Below are 13,337 nucleotides of genomic sequence, written 5' to 3' on the forward strand. Positions count from 1 at the left end.
GAAAGAATTATGCCAATTGTAAAATTTCAGAATTATAGTGGTATCAAAAATGAACAGCACACGCCAAGGGCAATCGCCGATGTAGATTTAAAAAATGGTTATGCTGTAACGATTGATTATGTTGACGGTGATGAAGTTGCAAAACTTCCTACTGCTGATACAGCAAAGGGTGATATTTATTTTGTGAATAATACAATTACTACACCTGAACTTAAAAATTATGAGGATTTTGTAATTAAAAAAGGTAAGCCTGTAAGAGCATTTAATTTTGCTAATTCTGCAAGAGAAATTGTTGAAATTTCTGGAGACCTTGTAACGGGTAACAATATTGCTAAAGGCGATATTCTTGTTGCTGGCACAGATGGAGGTTACACTAAGGTTGAAGCAGCTACAGGTTATAAAGTATCGCTTAAAGTTGTTGATTTTAACAACGTTGGCGGTTCTGGCTATGACTGCGTTATTGTTGTAGGTTAATCGAAAGGAGAGAGAATGGTGAACGCAATTAATTTTGAAAATATTCAGGCAAATGCTGAACTTAACAGTTTGCAGAAAACAGTTAATGTAAAAAGCGAAGGTGTAGAAATCTTTTCTGCTATGTGTGCGGGTAAAGATGTAAGTAAGTACGGCAATAAAGTTGATAAGGTTAATGCTTATGTGAAGACTAGGGGTGTTGCTGCCAAAAATGGCGATGTAAAGGCTCAGGCAGAACTTAACGCTATTAGAACAGAAATGATTGAGGCCCCTCTTCTTAAGAGACTTAACATTCTTGATTTTATGGGTGAAAAAATTGATGTTGGTATGAATGAAGCCGTGGAATACAAGGTTTATAATCTTGAAGGAAAGATGTCTGATTGGCAGGCTGTCAACGGTACATTTCCGTTTGCAACTTATACATACAAGACAAGAACAATGGATACCGACAATATTACGGGTGGTATCCTTATAGACCACAGAGAGTTTGCGACAGGTAATCTTGATGCAATTCAAACACTCAATGAGCAGACTGTAACAGATATGATGAATAAAGTATTTTATAAGGTTCAAAAGAATTTGTATGCGGGCATTAAAGGTGCTCCTATTAAGAATTTTGCTGAAGCCGCTGGCATTACAAAAACATCTGTTGATGCTGCTTTGAAAAAGGCTCGTAGATTTGGTAATGTAACAATGATTGGTGATTATTCTGTAATTACTCAGATTGAAGATTTTGCCGGGTTTAAAGTTGATACTTCTGGTTCTGTAAGGTTTTCTGAGGCGGTTATGGAGGAAATTAGAAAGACCGGTCTTCTTAAGACATATAAAGGGACACCAATTGTTGAAATTCCTAACTCCTTCAATATGACTAAACTTAATGACACTAAGGATTTTTATGAAACATATCTTCCCGAAGGTCTTTTATACTTCCTGATTTCTGGTGCTCTTTCACCTCTCAAGATTGGTTTTAAGGGCGGTCTTCAGACTATGGCTGGTCAGGATTTGAACCTTAGAGCAGATGTTATGAGATTTGACCTTGAAATGGGTACTGCTGTTATTGACGAGTATGTTCCTGCAATCGGTCTTGTATCTGACAGCAACTATTCCGTTGATAAATAAGATATTTTTTTAGTGTAAGAGGGGTTCACTTACTCCTCTTACATTTAATATAAAGGTTATTTTGGAGGTTTTATATTATGAGTTTAGATATGGACAAGAGAAGCAAAATTATAAATCTGTGTCCTTGGGGTGTTTCTTTTACTTTGCCAAACTCTAATGGTGAATTGCTATTGGAAGCAAACAAAACGGCTACAGTAAGAAATGAGGAATTGGTTACATTGGCTGACAATCAGAATGTTATGTTTAACGGAACAAGCGATGGCAACCACGCAAGAATTTATGTTGATAATCCCGATTTTAGGGAATATGTGGGATATGATTCGCCTGAAGAAAAAAGATTTCAGTTTGTTCTTACAAAGGATGAATGTGCAAAGATTTTTGAATTAAAATCCGATTCCGCATTTAAGAAAAATGTTAAAGAAAAGGTTGTGCTTCATCACGAAAAAGAAATCTTTATGAATTACTGTAGAAAAATGAAACTAAATGAATATGACCGCATTGAGTTTTTAGAGGAATATACAGGAATTAAATTTAGATAAGGTGGTGGTAAAATGGGTACAGATTTACAAGAAGTTTATGATGCTTTCTTCATAAAAGTACCAACCGTGGATTTTTTCGGAAAAGAAAGTCAGGTATTTCAGTTCTTTAAGTCTGCAATCAGTAAGTGTTATCGCCATACTTATGACAAATTAGATTATGTTTGTGACGAATATACATATGAAGGGTATTTTAAAAATATTATAAGCAATTCTTCAATAGAACTTATCTCTATGTTTATGGTTAAAGAGTATCTTGTGCAAAAATTCTCGTTACTTACTACGAGAAAACAATATCTTGGAACACAGGCATTTAATAAAATACCGTCCAACAAAGAAGAATTTGATTTGACTGAAAACAGTTTAAAGTATTGGACTGACGAAATTTCAAGATTTTTAATGGAATTTCCAGACTATTCCGATGAAAGGTAGGTGTTTTATGAAAAGTGTAATTATAAAAACACCTAAATGTGAAATTGATTTTACAGACCTTTGCAATAAGGAATATAAAAAGATTAATGCTCTTATGGGGCTTATTGAAAAAGAGTTTTCTGTTGATTTAAACAATCATCAGGCTCTCAGGCACGAAATCCTTGATATTTCTAATTTTATTAAAAGATTGCCCACCATGGTCAGTGAGGTGATTGATTATGATGTTTAGAAATGATTGGCTTGTGAATGATAGAGGTGCTGACGAAAGGTTTTATACCAAAGAAGAAACTATCGACAGCGTAATTGAGAACTTCGACCTTAGACGCTATCATAGTGCAGAGGGATATGATATTGTAATCAACGGCATTACTGAAAGATGTCTTGTGCAGACTTCAAGCAACCCTCTACGAGAATTGAACGATTTTCGCAAGATACATTGTCCTATTATTGCCGATGTGAAACGAGGCTATTATGTTCAGTATGAAGGTGACACTTGGATAATTGACACCAATGTTGTTAATGTTGACGGTGCTTATCTTTCAACAAGGATGTCTCGCTGCCAATATGTTTTGCGGTGGCAAAATTCTAATGGAGATATTGTTGAAAAATGGGCATATGCTTCAGACCAAACAAAATATTCTGATGGTGAAAATTCTAATAGCGTTATTACTGTCGGTGATAATCAATATGGATTATTATTGCCTATTGATGCAGACACCAAGAAGCTAAAGCGTGGCATGAGATTTGCTTTTGATTTTGATGATGCTACTGAACCAGATATTTATAGACTTAGTAACCGAAAAATTAACCTTACTGATGGAACAATTCAACTTTCTTTTGCTTTTGATGCTTTTAACAGAGAGAAAGATAAACATATTGAATTAAATGGTAAAATGGTTTGGATTTGTAACTATTTCTCTTATACAACTCAAATTACACCTAACGTTCCTGATATGACGGCGGATTTTTCTGCAATTATTTCTGGAAATTCTAAACTTAAACTTGGTTTTAGTCGTACATATACTGTAACTTTCAAAGATAAAAACGGAAACGATGTTGATGTTGATTTTAAATGGGATGTGGTTAGTGATTTTGAGGTAGATAAAAATGTGAATGGCAATTCCATTGAACTATGTGTTGAAGATGAACGTTATATTGGTACAAATTTTCTGTTGCAAGTAATAGGTTTAAATGATAAATTAATAACGGAAATTAAAATTAATGTGATAGATTCTTTTTAAAGGAGGGGTTTGATGGCAAATAGTTCAATCGTTGCTTCTTTAAAAAAGAATGTAATCAATGCTATATGTGAAGATAGTGATATTTGTTCTATTATTGATTCACCAAATAAATTAACTGGGGAGTTATTAAAAGGAACACATATATTTTCCTACAATAAAAATCCAAACACTATTACTGAAACAATGACTTTTATTACAATTCAAGTAAATACAAAGAGGCGAGATAAAAATGGTACTTTTGTAACGCCGACACTCATAATTAATATATTTTCTCATAACGACCATATGGATTTAAAGTTTGGCAATGAGCTACAAGATTTTAGTCGTAATGATTATCTTGGTATGTTAATTGATGAAAAGTTTAATGACTCAACAAAATATGGAAATATCGGGAGGCTTGAATTAATTAGCAATATTGAAGGAGTTGCTACGGATAAGTTTATTTTTCGCCAGCTTATATTTGAAACAGTTGATATTGATGTTTCTATGTGTAATAGGTGGTGATAACTTATTATGACCGAAAATGACGAATTCAAGATATATCGTGGATATGATTATAAAATATCTGACCACATCACTATCCACCAAGCGACACTAAATGAAATATGTGATTTTGGCGAGCAAGATTATTATAATATGTTATATAATTTGACTGCAACTCCACAAACAATGAAAGTACAGTTATGGGATATGGGTGTTGATTATACTAAAATATCCGCTTGGCAATTATTTTATGGGATGTTGTTTAAATTATTTCCGAAAGATAAAACATCTATTTTGTTTGGAAATTTAGATTTTCAACGTTTTGAAGTTATACAGCGAAAAAGTGATGATTCATTTTTTCTTTATCAAAAAGTAGAAACCCATAGTGGTATTGATGAGATTGTAATAGATGAATTTACTTATAACATAATTACCGATTATTTGCGTCAAGCACATTATATTGAGAAAGATGAAAGAGTTCCTGCAAACGAAACAACAAAAATGGTTTTAATTGAGGATGCAAGAGAAGATCAGGAAATGAATAGAAACAAGAAATACCATTCACGTCTAAAGAATTTAGTTTCTGCAATGATAAATTGTGAAGGCTTTAAATATAGTCATTCTCAGGTATGGGATATGAAAATAAATGCTTTTATGGACTCTGTGCGTAGAATTTCTAAGATAAAAAATGCAAATTTGCTTTTGCAGTCTGGATATTCAGGGTTTGGAGTTAATTTAAAAGAAATAAATAAAAAACAACTAGATTGGACAGGGGAACTTGATTAGAGTTCTCTTTTTTTATGTAAATTAAGGAGGAAAATATTATGGCAGATTTTAACCCAAATGAATTAGTGCTTGAAAAAGTACGTTCTGTTGAGGAATATGACCCAGCTACGTTGGAATTGGTTGGTCGTTATACTCAGATCGAAGACCCAGCATTAAACTTCACGGCCGATGAAAGAGAAGTTGTAGACGCTTTTGGGTCATCTATTATGACATTTTATGATGCAGAGAAGGGGTCTTTTTCGTTTACTAACTCGTTGCATTCTTTGGATTTGCTTGCAAGCCAGTTTGGAACAACAAAAGAAATTGCTTCGACTAGTAATAAAATTAATGTACCTGTTTCAGAGGTGCTGCCAATTGGCACTGGAGGTGCTGTAGTTCTTACATATACACCGACTGGTACAACTGGGGCAGAAATACCTTATGTAAAAGTTATTAACAGTGATAATACTTTTGGGGAGACCTATGAAATCTCGGCAACTGCTGCTGATGGCAAATTTACATTGGACGTTGATACGAAAACAATCACTCTGCCAAGTGGTGTAACTGGGCGGGTGTTTGTTAATTATGAAAAAGCCAGCGATGAAGCTGTCAGGATTGTAAAGGAAACTGGCAAAGACCCATACGTTAGATCACTTTTAATTCATGCTATTTTTCATGATCCATGCAATAAAAATATCGTTTATAGTGGTGTTATTAGGGCTACCCGTGCTCAAATTGACCCGTCAAATATTGATGTAAACCTTACATCTGATGGCAAACATGGTGCACAGTATAAATTAGAAAAACCGTACTGTGATGAAAAGGCAAAATTAGTAGAGGTTTTTGTTTCAAAATAATAAAACTAATAGCATGTAAAGTGAAATACTTTTATGTTATTTAGGAGGAAATATGCAACAGAATTTACGAGAATGTGCGATTTGCGGTGAGAAATATCCTGTATGTCGCACTTGTGAGGAAGTACAAAGTTTTAAACCATGGCGCACAATTGTAGATACTATGGAGCATTATAAAATTCATATTATTCTTTCTGATTATACCAATAAACGTATAACGAAGGAAGATGCTAAAAAAATGTTGTTGGATTGTGATATAGGCGATTATAAAAAGTTTTTGCCTCATATTGCTTCGGTAATTGATGAAATCTTTAAAGAGAGTAAAGGAGTATCTGCAAAAACCGTTTCAAAGAAGAAAGAAGCGGAACAAGTAGGCGAATGCGACAATACAAATAGTGAATAGTGTTATTAATAGGGAATATAGAACTATTCATAGTTTTGTATTCCCTATTTTTTTACGATAAGATAGGAGTGGAATTCCATAAAAGAATGTAGTATTGTTACAGGAAAATTATATAATCCTGATGAATGTGTTTTTATTGTAAATCAGCTTCAAACATATAAATATCTGGATAATAACGCAGAGTTATTAGATGTATTTTGTGGCAAAGATAACAAATTAATTTATGTATTTAATAGAAAAGACACTTATGAGTTATATGATAAGTGGTGTAAACGAGAGTTATAAATTAAATGGAGGGTTAATATGGATATAACGTTTTTAGCAGAATATGCAGTTCCGTTAATTATTGGAATTTGTTTGTGTATTGGATACATTTTAAAAAATTTAATACCAACGGACAAGGTAGACAGATTTATTCCTCTAATTATGGGTATTCTTGGTATTGTTATTAATATTTGGTTAAATATGGCTTTTACTCCAACTATTCTTTTAGGCGGAGTTCTTTCAGGTTTGGCATCAACGGGTTTACATCAGGTATTTAAGCAGTTTATTAATAAAGATGATGTGTAAAGGTTTGGTGCTATATGGATGGAAGCCATAACAGAGTTATTTAGATTGGATATTTTGTCTGTATTTACAGGCTTGTTTTTAATATTGTCAGCGATTATCGCTATGACTACTATTATTGGAAAGTTTTCAGAAATAATAGGAAAACCTGTAAAATGGATAAAGAAGAAAAATGAAGACCATGAGCTTTTAATAACAACTGCTCAGAATTTGAATGAATTGCAAAAGAAACATGAAGACGATGTTAAGCAATCTATTATTCATGATGAAAAGATTGAACGAAAAATAGAAGATTTAACATGCATGTTTGTGGATAAAGAAATAGATGATTTACGATGGGAAATCATTAATACGGCAGATAAAATAACTAACGGAAGAACTATAAGTAGGGAATGTTATAGACATTGCCTTAAAACGTATGACAAGTATGAAAAGATAATTGAAACAAACCGGCTTACAAATAGCGAGGTTGATATGAGTATTGAAATTATCAGAAAATCATATTTAGAGCAAGATTATTGATTAATAAAAATATCGTATTAAAGAACGGTTTTATTCGATTGTGAATAGCCGTTCTTTTGTTGTATAAGGAAGTGAAAATAATAGGCAAGTCAATTGGTAAGATCTTTGAGAACAATTTCAAAGCATCTATTCCAGATAATATATGGTATTATAGACCTCCAGATAGTGCTCAAGGATTTGATATTGGTGCAAGTTCAAAATTACGATTTAGTCAACATTCTCCTTGTGACTGTATGTTATTTAATGGAACGCATTTATTCTGTTTGGAATTAAAGACGGTATTTGGTACAAGTATATCCTTTGAAAGAGAAAAAGACGACAAAGGGGTAATTCATAAATACCAATTTGATAGCCTTTCAAAGTTTGCAAAATATAAAAATGTTATATCGGGATTTTTGCTTGACTTCCGAAAGTCCGATCATACATATTTTACAAAGATAGATGATGTATTGAATATGATTAAATGCATTGATAAGAAGTCGTTTAACGAGGGGGATTTATTGAAACACAGCTCCCCTACTCTTATTGAGAAAAAGAAATTAAAGGTTAATTACAAATATAATGTAGCTCTTATGATAGAGCAAGTAATTAAAAAAGGAGATTAATTTTATGTTTAGAGAGTATTTTGAGTACAGAAAAAATCGTAAAGCTGCTAAGCGTGAAATGGCGAAAACAATGGCGACTGCTCTGCCTGTTGTAAACGGACTTGTAGAAGAAAGCGCAATTATTGGTGAATTCTTTAAAAAGCTTGTTGTAGCATCTAAAAATGTTAAAACAGAAGAGTTATATCCGCTTATTATTTCTGAATTGGCAAACGCATTTAAGACAAACGAAAGTAGATTAATAGAAATTTTAACTTATATGGCAACATTATCGCCGGAGGATATGCAAAAAATTTTGGTACATAGTGTTGTAGAAAGTAATGATGAGATAAGTCACGTTGAATAATTAAAACAAAGGAGCAAATCGTTTGTCAAAAGTATTTAAAACAGTTGTTGAACTTGAAAACTATGTTGAAAGTGCTTGTAAAAAAGCAGTTGAAAGTGCTTGTAATAGACTACTTGGAACGCTACAAGAGTTAATAGACACAGAATACTATGACCAGTTTGAACCAGATAGATACATTCGCTCTTATGATTTTTGGCGGTCAGCATCAACAAGAATGTTAAATGCTACTTGTGGTGAAATTTTTATGGACAGTCCCAAAATGAACTACAACAGTTTTTGGACTGGTGAAAAACAATTAGCGTATGCATCGGAAGGTTATCACGGTTCTAAAGATATTCAAACCGAAGGTAGATTTTGGGACGCTTTCATTGATTTCTGTGAAAAAAATGCGTCAAATATTCTAAAAGAAGAGCTAATAAAACAAGGGTTGAATGTTAAATAGATATTGATATATGATTAATTGTATGGTATAATAAATATAGAACATTTGTTCGTTCATCTTTGGTATTTGACATAATTAAAATTTTATCGAGGAGCTATAATTATGTCTAAGAAGCCATGTAAAACATATGTAGATGTATTAGCAAAATTTGACTGCGCGGGGAATGTAATACCAATGCGGATAAAATGGGAAGATGGACGTATATTCTTAATTGACAACGTGATAGATATTCGTCGCGCAGCGTCAATTAAAGGCGGCGGGTTGGGTATTAGATATACTGTTGTTATAAACGGAAAACGAACCTATATTTGGAGAGATGATGACACATGGTTTGTAGAGAGAAAATATCTTTATATTTAGAAAGGATAAGGTGTTGATTTTTAATCATTTTGATGATAGACTGAAAGAAAACTGCATTTCTGGGAGGTCTATTGTTTTGAAAAATCCATATAAGCCGGGAGCTGGTTTTGCTCCTGAATATTTGGCTGGTAGAGACCAATTACTTGATACTGCTACAAATAACTTAAATGAATTAAAAGAAGGCGGTATGGTAATGCACACTGTATTCTATGGTGTTCGTGGAGTAGGTAAAACGGTGCTATTAAATAGGGTTGAAGAAATGGCTGATAATCTTGGTTTCTTATATTCTCACATAGAATGTAATGAAAATTTTGATTTTAATAAAAATATAATTATACAAAGCAAAAAGTTCATTAATCAATTGAGTCTTATAAAGTCTGTGAAAGAATTGATTGACAAAGTAAAATTGGTAGTAACATCATTTAAGACAACTTATTCGCCTGATGATAATACTTGGAGCTTTGGATGGAGTCAACAACCATACAATGTTGAAACAGCAGATACAGGTGACTTTACAACTGATTTAATTACATTGTTTACTTCACTTGGTAAATTGGCACAAAAGGCTAATGTCCCTATTTGTTTTTTTATTGATGAAATTCAAGCTCTAGATAAAAAGTATCTGGTTGCTTTAATAACTGCAATACATAGAATGAATCAATTAGGACTACCTATTTTGCTTTATGCTGCGGGATTACCAACTATTTTACGAATTGCCGGAGATGCAAAATCATATTCAGAAAGGCTATTTAATTTTACTAAAATTTCTTCGTTAAATGATAATGATGCGATAGACGCAATTACTGTTCCTGCGTTACAATACGGCGTAAAATTTGATGATGCTGCTGTAAGCCTTATATTAAAGCATACAGGTGGATACCCGTATTTCATACAACAGTATGGCAGAATAATTTGGAACCTGGCTGCTATTGATCGTCATGTTACAAAAGAAATAGTTCACACGTCATATGATGAATACACTGAAACCTTAGATAATAGTTTTTACGGAGTTAGGTTTAATCGAAGCACAAAAGCTGAAAAAGATTTTTTACTTGCAATGTCTCAATGCAAACATTTCCCATGTGCAATGAATGAAGTTTCTAAAAAAATGAACAGAGACTCTCATTCTATTTCTCCTTTAAGAAATAATCTTATTAATAAAGGATTAATTTATTCTCCTTCGTTTGGTGAAATTGATTTTACTGTTCCCCATTTTGACCGTTTTTTAGAACGTACTTTTTTAAAATAATATATTTAATGAAGGTAAAGTAAAAAAATCAAAGGCTACTAAATTAGTAGTCTTTTTTATATATAATTTTCTGCTCTTCCCGTTTGGGGAGAGCTATTTTTATGCTCAAAATAGGAAGGAGAGATGTATATAATTGAATAACTTTGAAGTACTTATAAAAGCTATTTTGGATACAAGCAGTATTGGCAAACAGGATATTGACAAAGTTCAAAAGGTTATTAATAAGCTTTCTGTAAACATAGCCGCCGATATTGATAAAGCAGACCTTATAGCGAGTATAAAAAAGGTTATACCAGAAATCGAGTCTGAATTGAAGAAAATATCTGGTGTAGATATTAAAATTAATGACTCTGCTGTGACAAAGGCCGTAAATAATCTTATTAAAGACAACCAGAGATTACAGGCAGAATTTGATAAAACGGCACAGAAATCAAATAAGATAAAACTATCTATTGATAATGGTACATATGAAAAACAGTTAAATCAAGCAATTTCTGCCACTCAAAAATGGAAATCTGAAAATGCACAATTGAAATCTAGCATTAATGATTTGGAACTGGCTTATAAGGATTTAATTAACCCACAACAGGCCGACCAAAGAGTTAAGAATGAAGAAAGATTTCAGCAAGCATTAAAGAAAACGCAAAATTTAACGTCTATACAAAAAGGCAAATATGCTACAGATGACGAAGTCACTACCTTATTAAATAAATATCAGACCTTTTATGACAAAAATACTGCTGCTCATAAAAAATGGGGAGCGCAATTACTAAAGAATATAAATGAGTTGTCAAACGGAATGAAAATACCAATTGACAGAGCAAACCAATTAGAAAAAGAGTTACAGGATGTTGGTAATGCTGCTAGGCAAGCTGGAAAGCTTGGTTATTCCTCGTTTGATAAAATCAAAAATATTTGGAATAAATTTGGCGGTTGGACTCTTGGTACTCAGAGTATGATGTTTTTTGTTAATGAGACCAGAGAGGCAGTTAAAGAACTTAAACAGGTTGACACTTTATTAACAGAAATAAGTAAGGCAAATGATAAATTATCAAAAAATGAATTAAAAGGAATCGGGAACAGGTCATTTGAAACTGCCAGTAAATATGGTAAAAAATCGACAGATTATTTATCAGGAGTACAAGAAGCTTCGCGAGCTGGATATTCTGACGCAGAAGATATAGCAGAATTATCGGTTGCTGTTCAAGGCGCAGGAGATGTAACGGCTGAAATTGCAAATCAATATGTTATTGCTACAGATAAGGCATATGGTTTACAGGGAAATGTTCAAAAATTAACGGAAGTTTTTGATGGTTCAAATAAAATAACTAATTTGAATGCAGTTAACATGACTAAGCTAGCAGAAGGTATGTCAATAGTTGGATCAACTGCTGCAAGTTTTGGCGTTGATGTAAACGAAACAACTGCTGCATTGGGGACAATGGCTGCTGTCACACAACAAGAAGGTTCTGAAGTTGCTCGTGCTTTTCGCGCCATCCTTCTTAATATTAGACAGGTTTCTGACGAAGAGGAAGGGATTAGTGCAGAAGGGCTTACTAAGTATGAAAAGGCATGTAATGCTCTTAATGTTAAATTAAAAGAAACTAAAAATGGGGTTACTTCACTTCGTGATCCGATGGAGGTTCTAAACGAATTATCAGTTGAATATTCAAAATTAAATAATAACGATATTCGTAGAACGAATTTATTAAATTCGGTAGGTGGGAAATTAAGAGCAACCCAATTAGATGCTTTATTACGAAATTGGGATATGTACGAGAAAATGCTTGGTGAATATGCAAATGGTGGAGGCTCAATGGCTGTTGAGGCTGAAAAGAGTGCGAATAATTTAGAAGGATCACTAAATTCATTAGGCAATACTTGGACTGATTTAATATCTTCATTTGCTCAATCGGGTACTTTGATTGGAGCAGTACAAGAGTTAAATTCTGCCTTGTCTGTTCTTAAAAGTATTTTGGCACCTATCGGTGGACTACTAAATAATGTCTTAACTGTTGGTGATGGATTCGTACCAAAAGTAGCATTAATATCGGCTAGTATTAAAGGACTATCTAAATTAAATCTTGCAAAGAAATTAACAAGCTTCGTGGGTAGGGATAAAATGTTGTCCCTTATAATATGCCCACCACACGGTGATGGCAACATTGAACGAGTTTATAATGAAGACGGTTTTATAAGCAAGACTGTGTGTAGCAAACGACTGAAATGGTGTGCGTAAGAAACACACTCTCGATGAAGCAACGAGACGGGAACTGTCTATGTTCTTTTCACCAAACTATAGTGGTGACATTATAGTGGCAATCGTGAAAGCGATATGGTATGGGAATAGTAAAAGAATTTGAGGAACCCGCACCTAACCTATTAAATATATTTAACAGGAGTGGCCAACGAGTATCTTAGTCGCACGGTTATCTCTACCTTATTGAGAATATAATCGTGAAGGTGTATTCTGGACTAACATTCAGCAACAGAATGATTGTTTCAGGGCATAGTATATTGTGCTCTTTGTTGTATTTTGGCGGCATAACATCTGTCGTAATATATAGATGTTTCATATTTAACAACTTAAATTGCTCACTATCAACACGCAATACTATGCTCCTTTTGTGTTAGCATTGTATTGAGGTGAGTTATATGGATAAAAAATATTATAAAATTATTGGGAAAAATATTGCTTATTATCGGAAGCAAAAGCATCTAACCCAAGAGGGGTTTGCAATGCGGGCAAATGTTACAAGGAGTTACATAAGCCAAATAGAAGCTAAAAATTTAGATGTTCTACCCTCTTTGCCAATGTTAATTCATTTGGGTGAAATACTTGGTATTGAACCTTATTTATTATTGGTTGATAAAAAAACATAAAAAAATGCTGATATGATTTGCATTGCTTAGTAATTTTTGGTATAATAGCATTAAACATAATA

The 13,337-nt window shown here is 33.1% G+C and carries 19 protein-coding genes; all 19 read left to right on the forward strand.

What is annotated here, in order from left to right:
* The first annotated feature begins 9 nt into the window (after positions 1–9).
* Positions 10–474, forward strand: coding sequence for a hypothetical protein (locus tag H8698_RS07580; protein WP_249312004.1), 465 nt, complete (start codon positions 10–12; stop codon positions 472–474).
* A gap of 15 nt (positions 475–489) precedes the next feature.
* Positions 490–1,590: a hypothetical protein gene (locus H8698_RS07585; protein WP_249312006.1), complete on the forward strand. Its 1,101-nt coding sequence runs from the start codon at positions 490–492 to the stop codon at positions 1,588–1,590.
* Positions 1,591–1,667: 77 nt separating this feature from the next.
* Positions 1,668–2,129 (forward strand): hypothetical protein, encoded by a 462-nt coding sequence (locus H8698_RS07590; RefSeq protein ID WP_249312008.1) that lies wholly within the window; start codon positions 1,668–1,670, stop codon positions 2,127–2,129.
* Positions 2,130–2,141: 12 nt separating this feature from the next.
* Positions 2,142–2,558, forward strand: a complete 417-nt coding sequence (locus H8698_RS07595; protein ID WP_249312011.1) for a hypothetical protein — start codon at positions 2,142–2,144, stop codon at positions 2,556–2,558.
* Positions 2,559–2,565: 7 nt separating this feature from the next.
* Positions 2,566–2,787 (forward strand): hypothetical protein, encoded by a 222-nt coding sequence (locus H8698_RS07600; RefSeq protein ID WP_249312013.1) that lies wholly within the window; start codon positions 2,566–2,568, stop codon positions 2,785–2,787.
* Positions 2,777–3,799, forward strand: a complete 1,023-nt coding sequence (locus H8698_RS07605; protein WP_249312015.1) for a hypothetical protein — start codon at positions 2,777–2,779, stop codon at positions 3,797–3,799. The genes H8698_RS07600 and H8698_RS07605 overlap by 11 nt, the downstream gene beginning before the upstream one ends.
* A 12-nt stretch (positions 3,800–3,811) precedes the next feature.
* Positions 3,812–4,303 (forward strand): hypothetical protein, encoded by a 492-nt coding sequence (locus H8698_RS07610; RefSeq protein ID WP_249312017.1) that lies wholly within the window; start codon positions 3,812–3,814, stop codon positions 4,301–4,303.
* Between the two features lie 9 nt (positions 4,304–4,312).
* Entirely contained in the window at positions 4,313–5,068 is a 756-nt protein-coding gene (locus H8698_RS07615; protein ID WP_249312018.1) for a hypothetical protein, read from the forward strand.
* 38 nt (positions 5,069–5,106) lie between these two features.
* Positions 5,107–5,904: a hypothetical protein gene (locus tag H8698_RS07620; protein ID WP_249312020.1), complete on the forward strand. Its 798-nt coding sequence runs from the start codon at positions 5,107–5,109 to the stop codon at positions 5,902–5,904.
* Positions 5,905–5,956: 52 nt separating this feature from the next.
* Positions 5,957–6,304, forward strand: coding sequence for a hypothetical protein (locus H8698_RS07625; RefSeq protein WP_249312022.1), 348 nt, complete (start codon positions 5,957–5,959; stop codon positions 6,302–6,304).
* Positions 6,305–6,607: 303 nt separating this feature from the next.
* The gene (locus H8698_RS07630; protein WP_249312024.1) at positions 6,608–6,874 is read left to right on the forward strand and encodes a phage holin family protein; all 267 of its coding nucleotides are present in this window, start codon (positions 6,608–6,610) and stop codon (positions 6,872–6,874) included.
* Between the two features lie 18 nt (positions 6,875–6,892).
* Positions 6,893–7,393: a hypothetical protein gene (locus tag H8698_RS07635; RefSeq protein ID WP_249312026.1), complete on the forward strand. Its 501-nt coding sequence runs from the start codon at positions 6,893–6,895 to the stop codon at positions 7,391–7,393.
* Between the two features lie 59 nt (positions 7,394–7,452).
* Positions 7,453–7,998, forward strand: coding sequence for a hypothetical protein (locus H8698_RS07640; RefSeq protein WP_249312028.1), 546 nt, complete (start codon positions 7,453–7,455; stop codon positions 7,996–7,998).
* 4 nt (positions 7,999–8,002) lie between these two features.
* Positions 8,003–8,341 (forward strand): hypothetical protein, encoded by a 339-nt coding sequence (locus H8698_RS07645; protein ID WP_249312030.1) that lies wholly within the window; start codon positions 8,003–8,005, stop codon positions 8,339–8,341.
* A 22-nt stretch (positions 8,342–8,363) separates the two neighbouring features.
* A complete protein-coding gene (locus tag H8698_RS07650) occupies positions 8,364–8,783 on the forward strand; it encodes a hypothetical protein (RefSeq protein ID WP_249312034.1) in 420 nt (139 codons plus the stop codon).
* A 102-nt stretch (positions 8,784–8,885) separates the two neighbouring features.
* Positions 8,886–9,143 carry a hypothetical protein gene (locus tag H8698_RS07655; protein ID WP_249312039.1) on the forward strand — a complete coding sequence of 86 codons (258 nt, stop codon included), beginning with the start codon at positions 8,886–8,888 and terminating at the stop codon, positions 9,141–9,143.
* A 76-nt stretch (positions 9,144–9,219) separates the two neighbouring features.
* Entirely contained in the window at positions 9,220–10,392 is a 1,173-nt protein-coding gene (locus tag H8698_RS07660) for an ATP-binding protein (RefSeq protein WP_249312043.1), read from the forward strand.
* Between the two features lie 133 nt (positions 10,393–10,525).
* The gene (locus H8698_RS07665; RefSeq protein WP_249312045.1) at positions 10,526–12,631 is read left to right on the forward strand and encodes a phage tail tape measure protein; all 2,106 of its coding nucleotides are present in this window, start codon (positions 10,526–10,528) and stop codon (positions 12,629–12,631) included.
* A gap of 416 nt (positions 12,632–13,047) precedes the next feature.
* Complete coding sequence (locus tag H8698_RS07670; RefSeq protein WP_249312046.1) at positions 13,048–13,275, forward strand: helix-turn-helix domain-containing protein; 228 nt, start codon at positions 13,048–13,050, stop codon at positions 13,273–13,275.
* Positions 13,276–13,337 lie beyond the last annotated feature (62 nt).

The organism is Congzhengia minquanensis, assembly GCF_014384785.1.
In the GTDB taxonomy this organism is placed as follows: Bacteria; Bacillota; Clostridia; order UBA1381; family UBA9506; genus Congzhengia; species Congzhengia minquanensis.